The organism is Sorangium sp. So ce693 (genome assembly GCF_051521375.1).
Taxonomy (GTDB): domain Bacteria; phylum Myxococcota_A; class Polyangia; order Polyangiales; family Polyangiaceae; genus Sorangium; species Sorangium atrum.
Genome location: NZ_CP150347.1, coordinates 2102436 through 2125031 on the forward strand (window position 1 = coordinate 2102436; position 22596 = coordinate 2125031).

General features: G+C 73.1%; 12 protein-coding genes. 6 read left to right on the forward strand and 6 right to left on the reverse strand.

Translation table 11 applies throughout. The annotated features are described in order from the left end of the window. Positions 1-344: 344 nt before the first annotated feature. Entirely contained in the window at positions 345-1652 is a 1308-nt protein-coding gene (locus tag WMF14_RS08015) for an efflux RND transporter periplasmic adaptor subunit (protein ID WP_437799749.1), read from the reverse strand. Continuing rightward, complete coding sequence (locus tag WMF14_RS08020; protein ID WP_437799751.1) at positions 1649-4816, reverse strand: efflux RND transporter permease subunit; 3168 nt, start codon at positions 4814-4816, stop codon at positions 1649-1651. The genes WMF14_RS08015 and WMF14_RS08020 overlap by 4 nt, the downstream gene beginning before the upstream one ends. A gap of 126 nt (positions 4817-4942) precedes the next feature. On the opposite strand from WMF14_RS08020, the gene WMF14_RS08025 reads away from it, so the two are divergent. Continuing rightward, complete coding sequence (locus WMF14_RS08025; RefSeq protein ID WP_437799753.1) at positions 4943-5947, forward strand: LysR substrate-binding domain-containing protein; 1005 nt, start codon at positions 4943-4945, stop codon at positions 5945-5947. A gap of 30 nt (positions 5948-5977) precedes the next feature. Here the strand turns inward: WMF14_RS08025 and WMF14_RS08030 are convergent, their stop codons facing one another. The 3 genes from WMF14_RS08030 to WMF14_RS08040 all read right to left on the reverse strand — a co-directional run bounded on the left by WMF14_RS08030 (position 5978) and on the right by WMF14_RS08040 (position 9935). Next, entirely contained in the window at positions 5978-8146 is a 2169-nt protein-coding gene (locus WMF14_RS08030) for a substrate-binding domain-containing protein (protein ID WP_437799755.1), read from the reverse strand. Positions 8147-8366: 220 nt separating this feature from the next. Further along, positions 8367-8987 (reverse strand): hypothetical protein, encoded by a 621-nt coding sequence (locus WMF14_RS08035; RefSeq protein WP_437799757.1) that lies wholly within the window; start codon positions 8985-8987, stop codon positions 8367-8369. Between the two features lie 327 nt (positions 8988-9314). Then, a complete protein-coding gene (locus WMF14_RS08040; protein ID WP_437799759.1) occupies positions 9315-9935 on the reverse strand; it encodes a hypothetical protein in 621 nt (206 codons plus the stop codon). 150 nt (positions 9936-10085) lie between these two features. Here WMF14_RS08040 and WMF14_RS08045 point away from each other — a divergent pair, with 150 nt between their 5' ends. Together WMF14_RS08045 and WMF14_RS08050 are read left to right on the forward strand one after the other, a co-directional pair. After that, on the forward strand, positions 10086-11564 hold the full coding sequence (locus WMF14_RS08045; RefSeq protein ID WP_437799761.1) for a hypothetical protein: 1479 nt from the start codon (positions 10086-10088) through the stop codon (positions 11562-11564). A 58-nt stretch (positions 11565-11622) separates the two neighbouring features. Beyond that, complete coding sequence (locus WMF14_RS08050) at positions 11623-13308, forward strand: hypothetical protein (RefSeq protein WP_437799762.1); 1686 nt, start codon at positions 11623-11625, stop codon at positions 13306-13308. A 56-nt stretch (positions 13309-13364) separates the two neighbouring features. On the opposite strand, the gene WMF14_RS08055 is transcribed toward WMF14_RS08050, so the two are convergent. Beyond that, positions 13365-18350 (reverse strand): sigma 54-interacting transcriptional regulator, encoded by a 4986-nt coding sequence (locus tag WMF14_RS08055; RefSeq protein WP_437799764.1) that lies wholly within the window; start codon positions 18348-18350, stop codon positions 13365-13367. A gap of 98 nt (positions 18351-18448) precedes the next feature. On the opposite strand from WMF14_RS08055, the gene WMF14_RS08060 reads away from it, so the two are divergent. The 3 genes from WMF14_RS08060 to WMF14_RS08070 all read left to right on the forward strand — a co-directional run bounded on the left by WMF14_RS08060 (position 18449) and on the right by WMF14_RS08070 (position 22440). Continuing rightward, positions 18449-19153 carry a hypothetical protein gene (locus WMF14_RS08060; RefSeq protein ID WP_437804162.1) on the forward strand — a complete coding sequence of 235 codons (705 nt, stop codon included), beginning with the start codon at positions 18449-18451 and terminating at the stop codon, positions 19151-19153. Positions 19154-19248: 95 nt separating this feature from the next. Next, positions 19249-19950 carry a hypothetical protein gene (locus WMF14_RS08065; protein WP_437799766.1) on the forward strand — a complete coding sequence of 234 codons (702 nt, stop codon included), beginning with the start codon at positions 19249-19251 and terminating at the stop codon, positions 19948-19950. Positions 19951-20289: 339 nt separating this feature from the next. After that, positions 20290-22440, forward strand: a complete 2151-nt coding sequence (locus tag WMF14_RS08070) for a substrate-binding domain-containing protein (RefSeq protein ID WP_437799768.1) — start codon at positions 20290-20292, stop codon at positions 22438-22440. The last annotated feature ends 156 nt before the right edge of the window (positions 22441-22596 follow it).

Sequence of the window (22596 nt, forward strand, 5' to 3'; positions counted from 1 at the left end):
GCGTGGAGCCCGCGGAAATGCATCGCATATCAGCCACTTGCGAGCTCTCGACGCCCCCGGCGGCGCCGCGCCGGGCGCCTCCTCCGCCCCGCCCCGCCCCGCGCCGCTCGCGAGGAGGAGGGGAGTGCCTCGGCGCGCTGCTGCGCCGTACGAAGGCACGCTCGCGGAGGCGTGACATCGTGACATTGTCACGGCGTGACATTGTCACAGCGTGACATCAGAATCTTGGCGTCTTATGGCGTCTTGGCGGCCCCATCATTCCGGCAGGATGGAGTAGGTACCCCACCGCCCGGCGTTCTCCAGGGCGCTGTTTACCCGGGAGCTCGACGCGATCGAGGCTTACTTCAGCGGTTCGCCCCGCCCGGAGGAGGTGGCGGCGGCGCTTCAGGGAGGATCTCGACCGCCATCCCCTCGCTCAGCTCCGCGCTCGCGAGCTTCACGATGCGCTCGCTCCCGTCGAGCCCGGTCGATACATGGATCGTCGCGCCCGTGTCGCGCTCGACGACGATCGGCGCGAAGCGGATCCTGCTCCCGGGGTCGATGACGGCCACGCGGAGCCCCTTGGCGTCGTTGTAGAGCGCCGTCGCCGGGATCTCGAGCACGCGGTGCGGCGTGGGCAAGGTCAGCGCGACCTCCGCGTACATGCCCGCGAGGAGCCGGCCGTCGGGGTTCGGCACCCGCACCTCCGTGTTCATCGTCCGGGTCGCCGCGTCGAGCGCGCCGGCCGTGCGCGCGATCGTGCCCTGGAACGGCTGCCCCGCGAACTCGCGCACCGTGACCTTCGCCGGCGCGTCGACCCGCACGCTGGGCGCGACGTCCTGCGGGACGCCCACGAAGACGCGCACGGGGTCGATCGCCGCGATGGTGAAGAGCGGCGTCCCGTTGCCCGCCGTGACCAGCGCCCCGCGCTCGATCGTGCGCGAGGTGACCGTCCCCGCGAACGGCGCGGCGACCTTCGCGAACTTCTTCTGGTCGAGGATGCGCTGGACGCTCGCCTGCTGCGCGGTGATCGCCGCCCGCGCCACCGTGACGCTCGCCTCGGCGACGTGCGCCTGCCCCTGCCGCTGCTCGAGCTCCTCCTGCGGCGCCACGCCCGCGGGGACGAGCTGCTCGTAGCGCTTCACGCTCGACCTCGACAGGTCGCGGTTGGCCTCGGCCTGCACGAGGCCGGCGCTCGCCTGCACGAGCTGCGCGCGGGCCTGCGCGAGCTCCTGGTCGAGCTCGGGCGTGTCGATCTCGGCGAGGATCTGCCCCTCCTCGACCTTGTCGCCGATGTCGACGGTCCACTTCCGCACGTAGCCGCTCACGCGCGGGTAGACGACCGTCTCGGCGAGGGGCTGGATGCTCCCGGGCAGGACGAGCGCCCTGTCGCTCGACACAGGCTGCGGCGCGACGACCCCCACGCGCGGGGCCGCGCCCTCGGCGGCCCGCGCGCCCTGCTCGAGCGCGGCGCGGGCGTTCCGGCGGGGCAGGTAGGCCGCGGCGAAGGCCGCCCCGAGCACGACGACGAGCCCCACGCCGAGGGCGAGGCCGCGCGTCCTCGTCAGCACGGCGGGCGGCGGCAGATCGAACCCGAGGTCGTCGGCAGGGCTGCCCGGAGGCGGGGGAGCAGACGTCGGGGAGGCAGGGGCGCGGCGGGCGGGGGAGCTCATAGGTCCTCTGCGAGCAGGTCTCTGGCCGGGGCCTTGTTCCGGAGCAGGCTGTACATCACGGGCACGAAGAAGAGGGTGCTCAGCGTCGCGACGAGGAGACCGCCGATGACCGCGCGCCCCAGCGGGGCGTTCTGCTCGCCGCCCTCGCCCAGGCCGAGCGACATGGGCAGCATGCCGAAGATCATCGCGAGCGCCGTCATGAGCACCGGCCTGAGGCGCGTCATGCCCGCGGCGAGGGCCGCGGTGCCCGCGTCGCGGCCCAGCTTGCGCTGGTCGTTCGCGAACGTCACGACGAGGATGCTGTTCGCCGTGGCGACGCCGACGCACATGATCGAGCCCATGAGCGCGGGCACGCTCAGCGTCGTGTGCGTCACGAAGAGCACCCACGCGATGCCGGCCACCGCGCCCGGGAGCGCCATCAGGATGATGAGCGGGTCGAGCCACGACTGGAAGTTCACGACCATCAGCAGGTAGACGAGCACGACCGCGAAGAGGAGCCCGTAGCCGAGCCCCGTGAACGAGGTGTCCATGCTCTCGGCCTGCCCCTTGATGGTCACCTTCGTCCCGCGCGGCAGCTCGGGCCTGAGCTCGTCCACGACGCGCGCGACGGCGCCCGCGACCGAGCCGAGGTCGGTGCCGTCGACGTTCGCCTGGACGTCGAACGTCCTCGCGACGTTGTAGTGGGTGATGTTTGCCGGCCCGGTCGTGCGCGACATCGACGCGACGTTGGACAGGAGCTGGGGGCGGCCGTCGCCGGTCGACAGCGGCGTCGTGTTCACGTCGTCGATGGACCCCATCGCGTACTGGGGCGTCTGGACGGCGACGAGGTACTGCACGCCGCGCTTGTCCAGCCAGTAGGTCGGCGACGTCTGCCCGCTCGATGAGAGCGAGACCAGCACGTCGCTCGCCACGTCCCGCTGGCTGAGCCCCAGCTGGTCGGCCATGGTGCGGTCGACGTCGATGCGGAGCTGCGGCCTCGCCGGCACCTGCGCGAGGTGGACGTCGACGGCGCCGGGGATCCTCTCCATGCGATCGGCGATCTTCAGCGCGACGGCGTAGGTCTCGTCCTCCTTGCCGATCGGACCGACGACCTGGACGTTGATCGGCGCCGCGAGGCCGAAGTTCAGCACCTGCGTCGAGATGTCGGGGGCGAGGAAGAAGAACGTCGTGTCGGGGTACGCCGCGTTGAGCCTCGCGCGGAGCGCCCGGACGTGCTCGGCGGTGGGCCGGTGGTGCTCCGCGAGCGCGATGAAGATCTGCCCGTCGGCCGACGAGATCTGCGCGCCCTCGCTGAGCGACAGGTTGATGCCGCTCGCCGGGATCCCGATGCTGTCGAGCATCGTCCGGATCTCGCCCGGCGGGAGCGCGCCGCGGATGGTCTCCTCGATCCGGGCGAAGCGCCGCTCGCTCTCCTCGAGGCGGGTGCCCGGCGGGCCGCGCACGTGGAGCTTGATGAGCCCCGCGTCGACGGTCGGGAAGAAGTCGCGGCCGAGGAGCGGGATCAGCGCGACCGAGGCGGCGACGAGCGCAAGGAACACCCCGACGAACAGGGCCCGGTGCGCGAGCGCCCAGGCGAGCCACCCGCCGTACGCCGCCCGCAGCCGGTCGAAGGCGCGGTTGAACGCGGCGAAGACGCGCCCGAAGAGGCTTTGGGGGGCGGCGTGGCCGTGCGCGTGCTCCGCCGCCTCGCGCTCGAGCAGCAGGCGCACGAGCGTCGGGACGAGCGTCCGCGACAGGAAGTACGACGTGAGCATGGCGAAGACGACCGCCATGGCCATCGGCACGAAGAGCGACCGCGCGGCGCCGGTGATGAAGGCGACCGGCACGAAGACGATGCAGATGCAGAGCGTGGAGACGAGCGCCGGGACGGCGATCTCCTGCGCCCCGTCGACGATGGCGCGCAGGAACGGCTTCCGCTGCCCGAGGTTCCTGTGGATGTTCTCGATGGCCACGGTCGCGTCGTCGACGAGGATCCCGACGGCGAGCGCCATCCCGCCGAGCGTCATCACGTTGAGCGTGTGGCCGAGGGCGTTCAGGGCGATGATCGAGACGAGGATCGAGAGCGGGATGCTGATGACGACGATGAGCGTGCTGCGCCAGCTCCCGAGGAACAGCACGATCATGAGCGCCGTGAGCCCCGCGGCGATCAGCGCCTCGTGCACGACCCCGGAGACCGCCGCGCGGACGAACACCGACTGATCGAAGAGCAGCGAGACCTTGAGCTCCTTCGGGAGCTTCTCCAGCGTGGCCGGCAGCATCGCGTGGATGCGCGAGGCGACGTCGAGCGTGCTCGCGCTCCCGTTCTTGAGGATGCTCAGGAGCACGCTGCGCTTGCCCTCGACGTGCACCATGTTCGTCTGCGGCGCGCTCCCGTCGCGCACGCTCGCGACGTCGCGGAGGTACACGGTCCTGCCGTTCACCGTCCTGAGCGGCAGCTTGCCGAGCTCCTCGAAGGCCGCGGGGCTGCTGTTCAGGATGACGGGGTACTCGTTCTCCCCCATCTTCGCCGTGCCGGAGGGCAGGATGACGTTCTGCAGCCCGAGCGCCGCGTTCACGTCGCGCGGCGACAGCCCCCAGGCGAAGAGGCGCTGGGGGTCGATGTCGACCATGATCTGCCGCTGCTTCCCGCCGTAGGGGTACGGGATCTGCGTGCCCCGGATCGTGGCGACGTCGGCGCGGATGAAGTTGACCGCGTAATCGAAGAGCTGCTGCTCGCTCAGCGACTCGCTCTCCAGCGCGGCCTGGAGGATCGGCACGTTGGAGGCGCTGTAACGGATGATGAGCGGCGGGCTGATCCCGGGCGGCATCTGGCGGATCGCGGTCTGCGAGATCGCCGTGACCTGCGCCGTGGCGGCCTCGATGCTGGCCCCGGGCTGGAGGAAGATCTTGATGATCGAGATGCCGGTGAGCGACTGGCTCTCGATGTGATCGATGTCGTTGACGGTCGTGGTGAGGAAGCGCTCGTAATTGTTGACGATGCGCTTCTCCATCTCCTCGGGGGGGAGGCCGCCGTAGTTGAAAATTACAGACAGGACCGGGATGTCGATGTCCGGGAAGATGTCCGTCGGCATCCGGGCGACGGTGAACACGCCCAGGATGACGATCAGCATCGACATCACGATGAACGTGTACGTGCGTTGAAGCGCGATCCGGACGAGCCACATGGGCCAATTCCCGTCCCCCTCCGGAGCGCCCCGGCCGGGGGTGGCGCCTGAGGGCAGGCTCCGCATTTAGGGTGCCCGTGACGTTCGTCCAATCTATTCTTTCGTATCACACGATACCTTCAAGGTATGGATCTGCGCCACCTCCGGTACTTCACGGCCGTCGCCGAGGAGCGGCACTTCGGCCGCGCGGCGCAGCGGCTCGGCATCGCCCAGCCGCCGCTGAGCCGGCAGATCCAGGATCTCGAGTCCGAGCTCGGGTTCTCGCTCTTCGATCGCTCGCGGCGGCGCGTCGAGCTGACGCCCGCGGGCGCGGTGTTCCTCGCCCATGTCCGGCGGGTCTTCGACGCGCTCGATCTCGCGGTGCACGAGGCCCGGCGCGCGAGCGTGGGCGAGACCGGGCGCCTCGTGCTCGGCTACCTGTCGTCGCTCGCGTACAGCGGCATCACCGAGCTGGTCCGCACCTTTCGCGGGGAGCTCCCCGCGGTGGAGCTCGCGCTGCGCGAGATGCCGCCGCAGGAGCAGATCGAGGCGCTCAAGGACGGGCGCATCGACGTCGGCTTCGTGAGGGCGCCGCTCCACGACGCCCGGCTCGCGTCCGAGTGCGTCCGGCGCGAGCCGCTCCTCGTCGCCCTGCCGGCCGACCACCCGCTCGCCGCGCGGAAGCGCATCCCGCTCGAGCTCCTGTCGCGCGAGCCGTTCGTCGTGTTCCCGCGCCAGCGCGGGTCGGCCTTCTTCGACCTGGTGATGGGGCTCTGCCGCGAGGCGGGCTTCTCCCCGCGCATCGCGCAGGAGGCGCTGCACCTCGACATCCTGAGCCTGGTGGCCGCGGGGTTCGGCGTCTCTATCCTGCCAGAATCCATCAAGAATGTCGGGCGCAAGGGGCTCGCGCTGCGGCCGATCGTCGGCGCGCCGTCGACCGACCTGCTCGTCGCGTGGCGCGCCGACGACGCCTCACCCACGCTCCTGCAGTTCCTGTCGTTCGTGCGGCGGGTCGGCGTCAGCGTCCGCGTCAAAAGGAGCAAGCCGCGCGCTGCGCGCGGCGCGCCGGGGGAGCCGGGGGAACCGGGGGAAGGCAAGCGCGGTCGCCGCGCCCGCGGGGTCGCCGCGGCGAGGCCAGACGCAGCGGAGTAGCGGAGCCGAGGCGCGGCGCGCGCCGGGGGCTCAGGCGCGGGGGCCTGGCGGCGCCTTGAGCGGCTGCCGCCTGCCGCGCAGCGCCGAGAGCGCGCTGCCGAGGGTCTGGTGGAGCGTCATGCCCTGGAGGTCGATGCCGAGGCGGATGAACCCCTGCGCGACCTGCGGCTGCATCCCCACGACGATGACCTCGGCGCCGAGCAGGAGGGCGGCGCGGGTCGTCTTCATCAGCGACGCCGCGACCTGCATGTCGGCGAAGGGCACGCCGGTGATATCCATCAGCAGCACCTCGGCTTCCTGGCGGCTGAGCTCCGCGAGCACCACCTCGAGCACGTGGCGCGCGCGCTCCAGGTCGATGGCGCCGACGAGCGGCACGAGCAGCACGCCCTGGTCGAGCGGGATGACCGGGCACCCGAGCTGGCGCACGTCGTCCGCGAGGGCGCGCTCGCGCTCGTAGGCGGCGCGCGCCTGCTGCTCCTGCTCGATCAGCGACTCGATCAGCGCCGCGCGCTCGAGCGCCGCGGTGAGCATCGCCACCCACATCTCCATGTCCCGGTGATCCAGCCCGAGCGGGCTGCTCACCGGGGCGCAGACGGCGAGGATGCCGCGATCCTCACCCTCGCCGCGGAGCGGGATGAGCCGGAGGACGTGGTCGTCGCGCTGGGCGGCGGCAGGCAGCCACTCGCGGCGCGGGAACGCCTCGGCCGCGACGCGCGCGCCCGCTTCGGGCGAGGCGGCCGTCGCCCCGGGGGAGCAGCTCTCGACGACCCGCAGCGCGCGACCCGTGTCCCCGGGCGCTTCCCACACGGCGAGGCAACCCCAGCTCATCTGCACCGCGGAGAGCCAGCTCAGCTTGCTCCCGCCGCCGCCCGCGTCCTCCAGGAGCGTCTCCCGGATGACGAGGTTGATGTCGAGCAGGCCGTTCAGGTAGTCGGCGCGGGCCGCCTCGATGGCCACCCGGCCCTCCATCATGGCGCGCCGGGCCGCCCGGATGTACGCCGCGACGCGCCGCTCTGCGGCGGCGTCCCCCGCGCCGCGGAGCATCCTCTGGCCAGCCCGCTCCAGCCGGTCGATCATCTCGAGGAGCTGGTCGATGTCGGGCATCTGCTCCGCGGCCTCCCGCCAGGCCCTCTCCAGCGCCGCGGCGGCGGGGCCGGGCCTGCCCCAGACGGCGGCCTCGAGCCCGAGGACCACCTCCGTCGCCCCGGCCCAGGCCTCTTCCGCCGGCGAGCTCGGATCGAGGGATGTCGAGGCGCTCGCGAGCGCGGCGAGCTCCCGCGCGAGCGCGCCGGACGGCGCGGCGGCGCTGCGGGACGACGGGGGCCCGCTGGCCGGCGCGGCGGCGCTGCGGGACGACGGGGGCGCGTCGCGCAGCGCCGGGGCGGGCGAGCAGCCGCAGGAGCGGCGCAGGACCAGGGTCGTCGGCGCGATGTGCCCCGCGCAGGGGAGCTCCCGCCCGGCGAGGAGGTCGATGAGCAGCTCGGCGGCCGTCCCGCCGAGCCGGTCGAACCGCTGGCGGACCGTCGTCAGCGGCGGCGAGGCGTACCGGGCCGCCTCGATGTCGTCGAACCCGACGAGCGCGATGTCCTCGGGGACGCGGATGCCAGCCTCGGCGAACGCGTCGAGGACCCCGAGCGCCTCCTTGTCGGCCGACATGAACATCGCGGTGCAGGTGACGCCCTCTTCCAGCAGCCGCTGCACGGCGAGCCGACCGCTCGCCCGCTCGTTGTTCGGGAGATCGAAGACGAGGTCGGGGTCGAACGAGATGCCGCGCTCCTCGAGCGCGTCCCGGTAGGCCTGGAAGCGCTGCCGGATGTCCTCGTGCGCCATGTGGCCCGCGAAGACGATCCGCTCGTGCCCGTGGTCGAGCAGGTGGCGTACGGCCGAGAGGGCGCCACCGTGGTTGTCGGGCAGGACGTAGGGACAGCGCGCGTCCTCTTTTGGGCGCGCGCTGAGGGTCACGACGGGCCGCCCATCGTCGAGGAAGGGCTCGAGTTCCGCCGCGTCGATGAGGGCGATCCACCCGTCGACCTGGTCTCGCGCGAGCCGCAGCCTGTGAACGTCTCGCGGGGACGCCCTGATGGCGAGCACCCGATATCCGGCGCGCGCGGCGGCCGACTGGATACCGCCGAGAAGCTCGCAAACATAGCTGCCCCAGATGTCGGGGCACATGATGCCGATGGCTCTATCGGGCGACATGGTGGCAGGATCCTCGATGGTCCTCAGCGCCGGCGCTCCGTCGTGACGCGATCACAAGCGGAAATGGGTAGCACGGTGCACCCGTGTGGCCATGCCGCTTCTGCGGCGCGCCCGCGGCGGGAGCGCATCCGCGTCGTCACGTCCGGCTCCCGGTCGTCTGCTGATGGCTAGCGGCGCTGTGCGGCAAGCCGCGAGAGTATCGGACGGACGGCTTCGCTTGTCAGCACCGTTCGGCGGGTGGTGAGGGCGGCGGCGAGGGCACCTCGGCGGGCGACCTCATGGCGCCGGAGCCCTGCTGGACGATGTCATGGCCTCTCCTGTCCGGCCTCCGACGCGCACTTCTCGCGCGCCGCGAGGAACTCGCGCATCGGCCGGGGCGTAGCTTCGTCCCACCAGCGTCCGTGAGGAAGCCATAAGACAGCCGGTTTCCCTCGGACGTCCACTCCGACGGATCGCTCTCGTGGGCGAGCGCGAGGCGAAAGCCCGCCCGGCCCCGCTCGAAGACGTAGAGAGACGAGTCCTCGCCGCACGGGACCGCGAGCGTGACGAGCGCGACCCGGAGCGCGGGGTGCGCCGCGGGCTGCTCGATGCGGACGTCGAGCTGGCTGCCCCACCGCCGTTCCTCGCTGGCGGGGCGGACGCCGAGACGCTCCAGCTCCGCCATCGCGCGCTCGCGTGCGGCGGCCGGCGCGCCCTCGACCGCGTCGAGCGCGCGCCCAACGACGCCTCGGAGCTCGGCCTTCAAGGCGCGGAGCAGCGCGGGAGCTCCCGCGGGGGGCGCGCTCAGCCCGATGCCTTCCGCGCTTGTGTCGAGCGCGGCGAGCGCCTGCATCGTGGCCACGACATCGGGTGGAACCGGCGCTTCACCCGGGGCGGGAAGCGCCGCTTGCCCTGGCGCGGGCGCCGGCGTCCTCTGGCGCTCCGCGGGCAGCGGGCGCGGTGGTGTCGAGTCTTCCTGCCGAGGCGGCGCGAGTGGCCGGCGCGCTCCGGTCACGGGCGGAGTTCCGGGTGGAGCTCCTCCCGTGCAGGCGAGTTGCCAGTGCAGCGCGGCGGCCAGGACGCCGCCTCCGGCGCGCAAGCGAGGAGCTCGGGATGGGCTCGGGGACATCGGCGCAGCCTAACGCCGATCCCGGGTCTCCGATTCCTTCAGCAGCGCCCTGGTCGCGGCTCAGGTCCCGTGAGGCGACTCTTGCTCGGAGTGCGGCGATCCTTGCTCGGAATCGCTCGAAAAGAGAAACGCCTGCTGTTCGAGGACCACCCGCCCCTTGCGCTTTGGCCGGCGCGGCGGCGCCCCGGCCTCCGTCGGCTCGCCCTCGGTCCGCTCGGCGCAGCGCGGGCAGACGGCCGGCGGCGGAGCGGGCGGCTCCGCCGCCGCGATCTCGAGCCGGGGAGGCGAGGGGGGTTCCGGCGCCGCCTCGGGCTGCGGCGCTTCGACCGGATCCGCCCGCTCGATCTCGGCGCGACCGCGCGCATGCTCGGCGGTGACCAGGGCGCGGAGGGCGCGGGCGGCGGCGCGGTGCTCGGCGGCGGCCCGGCGCAGGCGCGCGACGAGCTCCAGCGCTGCCCGCGGCGGCGCGTGGAAGCGGGCGCGCTCGCGGTGCGCGCAGCCGTCGTAGGCGCCGCCGCTGCTGCCGCAGTCGATGCAGATGAGATCGAGCGCGAGCGGCTCCCGGACGGCGGAGATCGGCTCGTCCGCCGCGGTGTCGTCGGGCGGGATCGCGTCGATGGGTTCCTCGGCGGACGGCAGCTCTTCGACGACGACGGCGGCGGCGGCCTTGCGGGAGCGCATGCCGATCGGCTAGCAGATCATTGAACGGATGTACAGGTGTAGCGGGTGTTCGCGGCGCGGTGGGCCGTCCGGGAGTGGCGGACGCCCGGGCATGGCGTACCAAGGAAGCGCCTGTGTCCGCCGTGTCCTCTGTGGTTGAATCCCTGGTTCATGGCTCAGGATGCGGCCACGCGGCTCGGCAGGGAGGCGCTCTCGCAGTACACCCGCGATGAGCTGATCGACCTGGCTGATCGCGAGCTGGCCCGCACGGCGGAACCGCTCGTGTTCCTCGCGGAGGCGTCGCGAAGTGAAGCCGCGCTCGATGACCGGATCGCGTCGCTCTACGAGCGCGCGCTGCGGTCTCCGTCTCCGCTCGTCCGGTTCCATGCGGCCTGGTGCGTATACGACACCAGAGCTTGCTGGGCCCGGTTCATCCCCGTCCTGCAGGCCGCCCGCGAGGCCGAGGACGACGAGCCGAACCGGGAGAACATCGACGTCGTGATCGACCTTCTGCAGACCGAGCTCCGGGAGGAGGAAGAGGAGCAGATCCGGTGGGCGCACCCGGGGCTCGCTCGCGTCGAGTACGACGTGACCAGGCGACGATCGCTGTCCAGCGAGGAGCGCGCCGCGCTCACGCAAGCCGTCGACTTCCTGCGCATGCCGTACGATATCTACCATTGGTACTCCGAGCGAAGCCTGAACATGTCACTGGAGCGCGCGCTCGCGTCGCTCCGCCAGCTCGAGCGCTGGTGGGACGAGATCGCGCCTTCGTTCCAGCCCGAGGCCCCCTATCGACACGCGGATCCGTTCATGGACGAGGACGGCATCCATCCGCTGGGGGCCTACATCATCAGCAGCCAGTTCCTGTGGCATTATCACGAATCGGACCAGGCGGAGCGCCATCTCCTCCGCTCCTTCGACCTGGCAGAGACGCTCATGACGCGGGGGCGGGGCGGAGCGGCTCAGGTCATGCCGCGCGCGCCTCTGAAGGAGCGATATCTGGACAATGTCTCGCGGGCCTATCACGACCCGCGCCTCTACGCAGTCAATCATTTCTACCTGGGAGAGCTCTATGAGCGCCGGGGCGCTCATGAGCAGGCCGCGCGGCACTACGCGCGCTTCGCCGAGCTCGAGCCCGATTTCTCCCCGAGGAACTCGTACTCCTCCCACCCGGATTACTACGACGTCAAGCGGTTCTATCCGGGGACGGTCGAGGCGTACGGCAGGCTCGGGAACCTGTACCGCGATCGGCTGGGCAATCCGGATCGGGCGCGGTTCTACTACGAGAAGGCCCTGCGGCTGAGCCCGTCGCACCACACCCCTTATCGGGATTATGCGCGCCTGCTGGAGCAGGCCGATCCTTGCGGGGCGCGCGATCTCCTGCGGCAGGAGATCGAGGTGCTGACCTCCTATCCGGATCCCGACCCAAGCCCGAACTCGCGGTGTCTGCCCTTCGAGCCTCGGGAGGTGGTCGAGCGGTTCCGTGCATGGCGTTCTCACCCGATGGCGCCGCGCGATGAGGTCGACGCCGTGGCGCGATCGATCGTCCGATTCCTGAAGGGCCTGTCCGTCGAGCCCTATCGGTTTGCGTACTCCGAGTGGAATGACCTCGCGCAGCAGGTGGAGAGCGTCTCGTCTCCGAGCGCGTGACTTCCGGCGCCGTCGTGGCGCTGCGTCCTGCGGGGGGCCGACGTGGTAGCCTGCCGGGATGATCCTCCCGCTCGCGCCGCTCGTGCAGAGGAGCGCGCTGCCCCGGCCAGCCCGGGGCGTCCGGCTCGCGCGCGCGGCCTTCCTCGCCGGGGCGGCCGCGGCCTGCCTCGCGCTCGGCTGCCAGGGCATCCTGGGCATTCACGACGTCTCGCGCGACGGGGCCGGCGGTGAGGGCGGCGCCGGTGGCGCCGCCGCGTCGGGCGGAGGCGGGGGCGGCGAGGTGTCCGCGCACGGCAGCGGCGGCGGGGCGCCCCAGGTGGGCTTCTCGATCGCGCTCGACCCGGCGGCGGCGCGCGTTGTGCGCGGCGGCTCGACGTCGCTCACCGTCGCCATCACCCGCTCGGGCGACTTCGCGGGCGACGTCGCGCTCTCGCTGTCGGGCCTGCCGAGCGGCGTTTCGGCGAGCCCGATCGTGGTCCCGGACGGCGAGGCCACCGGCGTGCTCACGCTGGCCGCGGAGCCGCTTGCCACGGTCGGTGGTGCCGCGCCCTCGCTCGTGGCCAGCGCGCCCGGGCAGGAGGACCAGATGGTGCCGCTCTCCCTCCTGGTCGCCGATCCACCGGGGACGCTCGATCAGTCGTTTGATGGGGATGGAATCGCGACCAGCGGAACGCCCCACGAGGCGCGCGCCATCGTCGTCCAGGAAGACGGCAAGATCCTCGTCGCCGGCAACGACGGAGAGACCTGGGGGCTCATGCGCTTCTTGCCGGGTGGCGTGCTCGATCCGGAGTTCGGCACAGCGGGCCTCGTCGTCGGCCAGGAAGGAACGGTCGAGTCGCTCGCTCTCCAGCCGGACGGGCGCATCCTGGCCGTGGGGACGCGGAAGGACCAGCTCACGGTGGTCCGATTCAACGCGAGCGGCGGGATCGATCAGGCCTTTGGCGCCAGCGGGGTCGCGAGGCTCGATCCTGCCTCGATCAGCGGCTCCGAGGGCTTCGACGCCGCCGTCCAGAGCGACGGCGGGATCATCGTCGCCGGCGTCGGGAAGCCGGGCAACCGCGGCATCGTCGTGCGGTTCTCTTCCATGGGCGATGTCGATCGCGACTTCGGCGGCTCGGGCCTCGTCTCGTTCGAGAACCGCCCGCTGCACTCGGTCGCGCTCGGAGAGGACGGGCAGATCGTCGCAGGAGGGACCGAGCGGGACGCGGGCCCCGCCTTCCTCGCGGTGCGGCTCGATCGCGACGGGACGCTCGATCCCGACTTCGGAATGGGCGGCATCGCCTATCTCTCGCAGACGCCGTACAACGATAACGACCTCGCCCTCGGGAGCGATGGCAAGCCGATCCTCGTCGGATACGCGCTCGACGGCGTGAACCACTATGCCTTCGCGCGCTTCAACGCGGACGGCTCGGCGGACACGACGTTCGGCGGGACCGGCATGGTGAACGCGAGCGGCGAGGAGAAGCCGTATGTGCGGGGCTATGGCGTCGCGCTCCAGGCCGACGGCAAGATCCTCGGCGCGGTCGCGGGCGGCACCGTGAACTCGGGCATCACGGCCTCGATCCTGCGGCTCCTGCCGGACGGCTCCAGGGACGCAGGGTTCGGCGCCTCGGGCGCCGTCGTGCTCGACGACCATCCGGACCAGAACTACCTCTACGCCGTCACTGTCCAGCGCGACGGCCGCATCGTGGCCGCGGGGAAGCGGTCGACCCTGGGGCTCCTGGTCGTGCGCGTCTGGGATTAGCCCTCTCGCTCGGCGTGGGACGGCCGGTCGCGGGCGCCCTGCTCGCGCGCTGACCCTCACTCCTTCCGCAAGAGCCCATAGCGGGCGAGCTTCCGGTACAGCGTCATCCTCGGGATCCCGAGGCTCCTCGATACCTCGCACACGTTCCAGCGGGAGAGCTCGAGCGCGGCGCGGATCCGCTCCTCCTCGGCGCCCCGGTACTCGGCGCGCGACCGGCCACGCGGCGCGGGCGCCGCCGCCGGCAGCTGGATGTCGGCGGCGCCGATCTCCGGGCCCGGCGAGAGCACGCACGCGCGCGAGAGCACGTTCTCGAGCTGCCGCACGTTGCCGGGCCAGCCGTACGACGAGAGCCGCCGGAGCGCGCCCCGGGACAGCCGGAACGCCGGGCGGCCCTGGCGCGCCGCGAGCTTCTCGACGATCGCCTGCGCGATCGCCGGGATGTCGTCCGGCCGGTCGCGCAGCGGCGGCAAGCGGATCTCGATGACGCTGATCCGGTAGTAGAGATCCTCGCGGAAGCGCCCCCGGGCGACCTCCTCCCGCAGATCCCGGTTCGTCGCGCAGACGACCCGCACGTCGGCCACCGAGACGCTCCGGTCCGACCCCACCGGGCGGATCGACCGCTCCTGGAGCGCGCGGAGCAGCTTCGCCTGCACGCCGAGCGGCACCTCCCCGAGCTCGTCGAGGAACAGCGTCCCGCCCCGCGCCGAGACGAACAGCCCGCCGTGCTCGCGGACCGCGCCCGTGAACGCGCCTTTCACGTGGCCGAAGAGCTCCGACTCGAGCAGCGCCTCGGGCAGCGCGGCGCAGTTGACCGCCACGAACGGCCCGTCCCGCCGGGGCCCGCCCGCGTGGATCGCGCGCGCGACGAGCTCCTTGCCGGTGCCGCTCTCGCCGGTCACCGTCACGGTCACGTCGCTCTCCGCGACGCGCTCGCACAGCGCGAGCACGGCGCGCATCGGCGCGCTCCTCCCCGCGATCTCCGGGAAGTCGCGGCGCGCGTCCGCCCGCGTCCGCTCGAGCTCGTGCGAGAGCCGCTCGATCTCGTCGGCCTGCGAGCGCATGAGCTCCGCGACGCGCCGCTGCTCCTCCTCCAGGGCCCGCGTGCGGTCTCGGAGCTCGGCCATCAGCCTGCCGTTGTGCAGCGCGACCGCGATCTGGTCCGCGAACGCGCCGAGCAGATCCGCGTCGCCCTCCGCGAACTTGCCGCGCTGGAACCGGTTGTCGAGGTAGACGGCGCCGAGCACCGCCCCGTGTGCGCGGATCGGCACGCACACGATCGACCGGAGCCGCAGGCCGTGCACGGACGCGTTCCCGTGGAACCGCTCGTCGGCCAGCGCGTCGACCGTGAGCACCGCCTCCCCGCGCTCGACCACCCGCTTCGCGATCCCGTGGCTGAACTTGAGCTGGCTCTTGCCGACGCGCTCGCGATCGAGGTTCCGCGCGACCGCGACCTCGAGCTTGCCCTTCGCGTGGCCTTCCGCTTCCGGCGACGGCGACGTCAGGATCACGAAGCCCCGCTCGGCGCCGGTCAGCTCGATGGCCGCGTCCATGGCGAGGCGCAGCACCTCCTCCGCGTCGAGCGTCGAGCTCAGGCGCCGGTTCACCTCGAGCAGCTTCAGCACGAGCTCCATGCGGGCCCCCGGCGGCGCGGGCCCGCCGCGGAGCGCGGCCCGCCGGGGGTGCCGCCAGAAGACCTCGGCGAGCTCGGCGGGGAGCGTGCTCCCGATGCGCTCCCAGCACTCGAGCGCGGCCGTGCGGTGCCGCTCCGCCAGCGCCGTCGCCGACCGGAGGCGGAGCACCTCGGCGGACGCCTCCTCGTGCTTCGCGTGGAGCTCGAGCTGCGAGACCCTCGCCACGAGGCCCGCGCCCCGCTGCACCTCCGCGAGGGCGGCGTCCGTGTCGCCGCGGGCCAGCGCGAGCTCCGCGCCCGCCGTCGCGTGGCGCAGCGCGAGATCCGCCGCGTCGGCCTCCCGGAGCAGCGCCGCGGCCTCGGCCAGCCGCGCGCTCGCCGCGGCCCTGTCCCGCGCCGCGAGCGCGACCTCCGCGGCGTGGATCACCGCCTCGCATGCCTCGCGCTTCGAGCCGCGCGCCGCGTGGCCGGCGCGGGCCTCCTCGAGCAGCCGCGCCGCCTCGCCGAGCGCGCCGCGCGCGGCGGCGATCTCCGCGGCGAGCCCGAGCGCCGCCACGGCGATCTCCTCGGGGGCCCTCGGGCCCTCGGGCGCTCGCATCCGCGCGACGGCGAGCTCGGCGCGCTCCAGGAGGCCGACGTCCGCGTGGATCTTGGCGAGGTTGAAGCGCAGGGTCGCCTCGGTCCGCTCCTTGGCGAAGGCGATCGCCGCCCGGAGCCCGCGCTCGTAGCAGCGCAGCGCCGCGCCCCAGTCGCCGAGCTGGTGCCTCGCCGTCCCCAGGTTGAGCGCGGCCGTCGCGAGCAGGTCGCCGAGGCCCTCGGCCTCGGCCAGGTCGAGCGCCTCCTGGAACCCGCGCGCCGCGAGGGCCGCGTCGCCGGCGCGGTAGGCGTGGAGCGCGTGGTAGCTGAGCGTGCGGGCGCGGGCGCGGGGCGAGCCCGACGCCGGCCGCAGCGCGACGGCGCGCGCCAGGCTCTGGAGCGCCCCGGCCTGGTCGCTCAGGTACCCGAGCGCGAGGCCCAGCGTCTCGGCGAGCTCCGCGGCGGCCTCGCGCGCCTCGCCGCTCGCGAGCGCGCCGTCGACCTCGCGTGATCCGGGCGCCACGAGCGCCGCGAGCGCCCCCTCCGCCTCGCGCCGGGCCTCGTCGTAGCGGCCGAGGCGCAGCAGGCAGCGCGCGGAGAGGCTCGCGAGCCGCCCGCCCCAGGGCCCGGGCGCGAGGGCCCGCGCGCGCCCGAGCTGCCAGAGCGCCCGCTCGACCTTGCCGAGCGTCTCGTAGCAGCGCGCCGCCCGGTACGAGAGCTCCGCGCCGACGTCGGCGGGCGGCCCCGCGCGCCTCGCCCGCGCGAGCAGCGAGAGCGCGCGTCGCGGGTCGCCGGCTGCCTCGATCGCGGACGCCGCGGCCACGAGCGTCCTCGGCGCCGGCAGGACCTCGCAGGCGGCGTCCGCCGCGCGCACCCAGGCGCGCGGCGCCCACTCGAGCATCGGCCCGGAAGCGGCGAGCGCCCGCCGCGCCGCCTCGTGGTCGCCCGCGAGCACGAGCGCCCTCGCCCGGTCTGCCGCGCGCTGGCTGCGGAGCGCCGGGGCGAGGGCCGCCTCGTCGGCGCCGGCGAGGTGGGCCGCCATCGCGGCCGCGACCTCGCGCACGACGCCCGCGTCGAGCCAGGGCAGGAGCGCCCTCGCTTGCCCGGCATGACCGAGGCGGAACCCCTCGCCGTCGAGCCGCGCGAGCCCCGCGGTCTCGAGCGCGTCGAGCGCCGCGCGCCCCACGCCGAGCGCGGCGGCGGCCTCGGGCCCGAGCGGATCGGCGACCGCGAGCGCCGCGAGGGCGCGCGCCTCGCCGCGGTCGAGCGCCGCCACGCGCCGACGCCAGAGCTCCGGGGTGCCCGTCGTGTGGACGAACCTGTCGAGCTCCGCCTCGCTCAGGCTGCGCTGCGCCAGCGCGGCGCAGAGCTCCTTGAGCGCGCGCGGGCGGCCGCCGCTCGCGCGCAAGAGATCCGACGTGCGCGCCGCCGTGGCGAGGGGCGCGGTCCAGACCCGGACCGCATCTTCCCCGAGCGGTCCCAGCGGGAGCTCGACGACCGCGCCGCCGCCCACGTCGAGGCGCTCCGCGGAGGCGATCAGCCAGAGGACGGCGTCGGTCGGCTCGGCCGATCGAACGAGCGCCTCGAGCAGCGCCCGGTCGTGCGCGCCCAGCCTGTGCGCGTCGTCGATCGCGAGCACGCGCGGCCGGCGCGGCGCGGGCAACGCGTGCAAATTACGCACGTCGCGCGAATCACGCGGGGCGCGCAAATCAGCCGGGTCGCGCGAATCACGCGGGGCGCGCGCCGCCTCGCCCTCGCGCCCGCGCGCCCCCGCGAGCTCGCCGCGGGCCGCGAGCAGCGCGTCGACGCCGGCCGGGAGCGGCGCGCCGCCGAGCGCCCGGACCAGCAGCGCGCGCAGCGGATCGTCGCCGCGGGGCGCGCCCTCGACGACCTGCGCGCTGAGCTGCGCGCGCCACTTGAGCTCGCGGAACAGCCGCGATTTGCCCGCGCCTTCCTCGCCCGTGACGATCACCGCGCGCGGCCCGCGCTCGCCGCGGAGCAGCGCCTCGAGCGCCGCGCCGAACGCCTCGACCTCGCGCTCCCGGCCCACGATCTCGCCCGGCTCGCTCACGACGGCGGGCGCGCGCCGCGGCAGGCCGCCGGCGGAGAGGGCCTCGAGGACCTCCTCGACCCCCGAGGGGCGGCTGGCCGGATCGTCCGCGGTGAGCCGCCCGGCGAGGCGCCGAACGGCGGCGGGCGGCGCCCCGGAGAGGAGCGGGAACAGGGCCTCGAGCGTCCGCCCCACCGCGAAGAGATCGGTGCGCGCGCTCGGCGGGGCCCCCCGGAGGAGCTCTGGCGCGAAGAACCGCGCCGTCCCCGAGAGGTCCCCCGCGTCCGCGCGCATCCTCCGCGCCGCGCTGAGATCGATGAGCACGCCCGCGCCGTCGTCCCGCACGAGGACGTTCTCGGGCTTGAAGTCGCCGTGGACGATGCCGGCGCCGTGGAGCCACCCGAGCGCGTCGAGCGCGTCGAGCAGGACGGGCAGGGCCGCGCGGAAGGCGCGCCCCCGCGCGTGCTCGGCCAGCGTCCGGCCCCGGATGAGCTCCGTCGTGGCGTACGTGAGCGGCTGGCCCGGCGCGCCGCCGGACGTCGTCCGGGCGAAGTCGTACGCGCGCGGGAGGCGCGGGTGAGCGCAGGCCGAGAGCAGCGAGAACTCCCGCCGGAACGCCTCGAGCGCGCCCGCGGAGCCGAAGCTCAGCGATTTCATCGCGACGTCGCGATCGAAGAGCCGGTCGCGCGCCTCGTAGACCGAGGCGAGCCCGCCGCGCCCGAGCGCGCGCACGACCTCGTAACGGCCATCGACCACGGCCCCTGGCGCAATGCCGTGGTGTACCATCGGTACAATATGGTACAGAATGGTACAACAAGGGGCCACGATTTCCGCGGAACGCCGCGGACCGCATTGGCGCGACTCTTGAACAGAGGGACGGCGTGATGCGCTGGCTTGCGGTCCTTCTCGTCGCTTGCGTCGCCGGGTGCGGGGTGAACCCCATCCCGGAGCCGCCCTTCGAGCGGCCGCCGGCGCTCGCCGGCGACGTCGTCGGCGCTGTGTGCGACGAGTGCGACGGCGCCCCGCTGAAGCTCACCGGCGCGCCCGGGAGCGTGACCGACGCCGACGTGGTCTGGGCGGTGAACCTCGATGGGACCGCGCCTCCGGTCGTCGCGCCGGTCGCGGCCGATGGCAGCTTCGCGCTCGACATCGACGGCCTCCGGGGGGATGAGCTGCGCCTCCAGGCCCGGCGCGGCGCGCTGCGCTCCGAGCCGGTGGACCTCATCGCCGGGCGCGGCGCCCTCGAGCTGTCGCCTCGCCCGCTCGCAGGCTGCTTCGAGGTCGAGCGGGAGCTCGCCCTGCCCGAGGCGGCCGTCGGCGCGATGTCCAGCAGCGCCATCGCGCTCGCGCACTCCTGCGGCGCGCCGCTCGCGATCGACAGGATCGCGCTGCGCGCCCCGGCCCCCGAGTACAGCCTCGAGGGAACGGCGGCTCCCGTGGTCCTCGAGGCGGGGAGCGCCGGAGAGCTCCGCGTGGTCTACCGGCCGACCGAGGCCGCCGCGCGCGGCGAGGAAGTGGCGCTGATCGAGGTCTCTTCACCGGAGGTCTTCCGGCGGGCGGTGACGCTCTTCGTGGCCGGCGCTCCCTGAGTCGATTCCAGCTCTCTGCTCCTCCGGGAGGCTCGAGACGGGCCTCGAGGGGGAGCGCATCTCCCAACCCACACGAGAAAGATACGGAGACCAACATGCGAGCCTGTGCCTTGTTGCTTCTTGCGGCCTCTTCGATCGTAGGACTGTTCGGCTGTAAACCTCCCACGGGCGGCGGCGGCGGGGCGTGCCCGGATCCGAGCGATCCTGGCGTCCACTACGTCTCTCAAGATCCGGACGAGTGCGCGCTCATCGACTTCGTCTGCGCGGAGGGACAGACGCTGATGAGCGCGCCGGGGTGCGGCTGCGGCTGCATCGACGAGGAGCCGCCTCCCGCGTGCCCGGATCCGAGCGATCCTGGCGTCCACTACGTCTCTCAAGATCCGGACGAGTGCGCGCTCATCGACTTCGTCTGCGCGGAGGGACAGCGGCTGATGACCCAACCAGGGTGCGGCTGCGGCTGCATCGACGAGGAGCCGCCTCCCGCGTGCCCGGACCCGGGCGCTCCGGGCGTCCGTTACGTCTCTCACGATCAGAACGAGTGCGCGCTCATCGACTTCGCTTGCTCGCCGCCCGAGAGGCTCTTCGGCGGCGAGTGCGGCTGTGGCTGCGTCGGCCCCGCGCCGGAGACCTGCCCCGACGCCGCGGATCCGGACGTCCGCTACATCTCTCACGATCCGGAGTACTGCCACCTCGTCGACTTCATCTGCGCGCCGGGAGAGGCGCTCTTCTCCGACGAGTGCGGCTGCGGCTGCGTCGGCTCGGACCTCCCTGTCGGGCACGCTCGTCAAGGCAAGTGACCGCGCCCACGATCTGCCGCCCTGACAAAGGTGCTCGCGCGGTCGCCCTGCGCGCTCCGCGGGGAGAGCCCGCCGCGCCCTGAAGCGCTCCCATCACCGACGTCGCCTCCTGCGTGGGGCTCCTCACGAACATCGATGCACGGCCGCCCTGCGCAGCCTGCGCCGCGTGGAAACCTCGGCCGAAGCGGCCGCTCCGGATTGTTTACATGCGCGCACCTGTCGCGTCACGCCGGGTCACGTGGGATCGAGCGCGGCGGTCGACACACAGAAGTTCTTGAGTCGATCCATCGAGGACGGTGATAGGCTCGCCTGGGGGATGCGGGGGCGAACGCGACCGGGATGAAGACTGGGCCTGTCGATCAGCGCACATCGAAGGTGATCGGCGTCGCGTCGGTCTTCCTCGACAATTCCTTCAACACAACGGCTTTTCGTGGCATGCACCGCGCCGCGCGAGTGCGGGGCTACGAGCTCCTCCTCATCTACGCGACGCCTCGGCGCGTCTTGGAGCGCGGCGTGGCGCTTCGCCACGTGGCCGGCTGGATCGCGATGTACAACACCGACGGGCTGGAGGAGCTGCTCTCCGACGGGAAGCCTGGCGTCATCTTCTGCGCGCCCCCGCTCGGGACGCGCTGCCCGGTCGTCCGCGCGGAGAACCACGATTCGATTCACCTGCTCGTCGATCACCTCATCCGGCTCGGACATCGCCGGATCGCTTACATCGGCAGGACCGGGTCGGACGATTTCCACGAGCGGAGCAGGGTATTCGATCAGGCGCTGCGCGCGCGCGGGATCGAGGCCGACCTCAACCTGCTCTCCGAGTTTCACGAGTGTACGATCTTATATACCGAGCAGCGCTTCCATCAGCTGCTCGAGCGCAACGGCAAGTTCTGTACGGCGCTCGTGGCGGGCAACGACGAGATGGCGATTGGCGCCATCAACGCGATCCGGGCGCACGGCTACCGCGTGCCCGAGGACATCGCCGTGGTGGGATTCGACGACATCAACGCCGCCCAGCACTGCGATCCGCCGCTCACCACGGTACGGCAGGACCCGGCGCTCCTCGGGAGCATGGCCGTCGAGCGGCTCATCGATTTGCTCGACGGCCTCCCCCCTCGTGAGCTCGTGACCCGCGGCCCGGCCGAGCTGGTTGTGCGTCGCTCGTGCGGAAGCGGTCGCGCGGCGTGGAACACCGCGCCTGTCGCGCCGGCGATCGAGGCGCCCGAGGGCGACTGGCAGCGCGTGCTGTCCCGGCAGATGAGCCTCCTCATGGATGGGTGGGAGCTCCCGCTGTCCGACGACGCGCCGCTCGGCTGGCCGGAGGCGGAGGTGATCGCGCAGGGCCTCGGCGCGGCGCTCGCCGGGGAGGAGCCGCTGGACGTGGAGACGCTCCAGCGCGCTTTCGCCGCCGGGGTCACGCGAAACGACAAGATCGAGGTCCTGCTCGCGTTGGTGAAGCTCGTCGAGCAGACCGCGGCGCGGCGGCTCGCCGTCGCGCCGGAGCCGGAGGCCGCGCGCCGGCTGGAGACGTTCCTCGACCGCGTGCGCCTCTCGCAGCAGCGGGCCCTCGCCGCGTGGGAGCGGCGGAACGTGAAGAGCCTCGAGCGGCTGGTCCGCGCCAAGGTGCACATGAGCAGGCTCCTCGCCTCGAAGCACGCATGGACCCAGGAGCGCCTGGAGTGGCTGGCGCAGACCTCCATCGGTGTGGGGTGCATCGCGCTCTGGGCGGATGCGTCGGGGTCGTCCGAGCCGGAGTTCGTCGTCCACTCCGTGTACCCGTACGACACGGACTTGACCACGCTCGTGGGTCAACGGTATCCGGCCAGCGACTTTCCGCCGCCCGCCCTGCGCGCGGCGGCCTTGCCGGACGAGCCGGGCGGCTATCTCCTGCTGGTCCCGCTCGTGAGCGCGAGGCGCGACTGGGGGACTCTGGTGCTGGGAGGGCTGCACCTGGAGAGCTTCGTGGGCAACCTCCATCCGCTGGCCATGTGGGTGTCGCTCCTGATCGCCGCGTTCGAGCACCACGACATGGAGGCCACGCTGCAGGCGGAGCGCGACATGCTGGCCGCCGCCTACGAGCGCGAGCGCGCGCTGGCGAGCACGGTGCGGGAGCTTGGCTGTCCGGTCATCCCGCTGCTGCCCGGGGTGCTGCTCATCTCGCTGATAGGCGCGATCGACGCCGCGAGGGCGCAGCAGATCCTGGAGGCCGCGCTCTCTGGCGTCGCGCGAGAGGGGGCCCGGTGGGTGCTGCTCGACGTGACCGGCGTGCCGTTCGTCGACGAGGCGACCGCGGCGGCGCTGGTGCAGACGGCGCAGGCGACCCGGCTGCTCGGCGCGCGCGTGAGCCTCGTCGGCGTCGGGCCCGGGATGGCGCAGGGCATGGTCGGCCTCGGGATCGAGCTGCGCGACATATCCATCTTCCAGTCGCTGGCCGCCGCCATCAGCGACCTGACAAGGCCAGAAAAGAAGAGGAAGGCGAGGCGGGCAGAGTAGCGCCGCACGGCGCTGCCAGTAGGATCTCGGCAGACCGCTCCAGATGCTGCCGCCGTCGAGGCGCACATCGCATGGATTTTCCGAGGCGGGGCCGCGCCGCCGTCGCTCGGCGGCGACCGCTTCGTCACGCTGCCCCCGCTGGGGGCGTTCCACGCG

Coding starts and splice junctions, on each gene's coding strand:
- WMF14_RS08015 (WP_437799749.1), bottom strand. CDS start 1,652: ATGAGCTCCCCCGCCCGCCGCGCCCCTGCCTCCCCGACGTCTGCTCCC.
- WMF14_RS08020 (WP_437799751.1), bottom strand. CDS start 4,816: ATGTGGCTCGTCCGGATCGCGCTTCAACGCACGTACACGTTCATCGTG.
- WMF14_RS08025 (WP_437799753.1), top strand. CDS start 4,943: ATGGATCTGCGCCACCTCCGGTACTTCACGGCCGTCGCCGAGGAGCGG.
- WMF14_RS08030 (WP_437799755.1), bottom strand. CDS start 8,146: ATGTCGCCCGATAGAGCCATCGGCATCATGTGCCCCGACATCTGGGGC.
- WMF14_RS08040 (WP_437799759.1), bottom strand. CDS start 9,935: ATGCGCTCCCGCAAGGCCGCCGCCGCCGTCGTCGTCGAAGAGCTGCCG.
- WMF14_RS08045 (WP_437799761.1), top strand. CDS start 10,086: ATGGCTCAGGATGCGGCCACGCGGCTCGGCAGGGAGGCGCTCTCGCAG.
- WMF14_RS08050 (WP_437799762.1), top strand. CDS start 11,623: ATGATCCTCCCGCTCGCGCCGCTCGTGCAGAGGAGCGCGCTGCCCCGG.
- WMF14_RS08055 (WP_437799764.1), bottom strand. CDS start 18,350: ATGGTACACCACGGCATTGCGCCAGGGGCCGTGGTCGATGGCCGTTAC.
- WMF14_RS08060 (WP_437804162.1), top strand. CDS start 18,449: ATGCGCTGGCTTGCGGTCCTTCTCGTCGCTTGCGTCGCCGGGTGCGGG.
- WMF14_RS08065 (WP_437799766.1), top strand. CDS start 19,249: ATGCGAGCCTGTGCCTTGTTGCTTCTTGCGGCCTCTTCGATCGTAGGA.
- WMF14_RS08070 (WP_437799768.1), top strand. CDS start 20,290: ATGAAGACTGGGCCTGTCGATCAGCGCACATCGAAGGTGATCGGCGTC.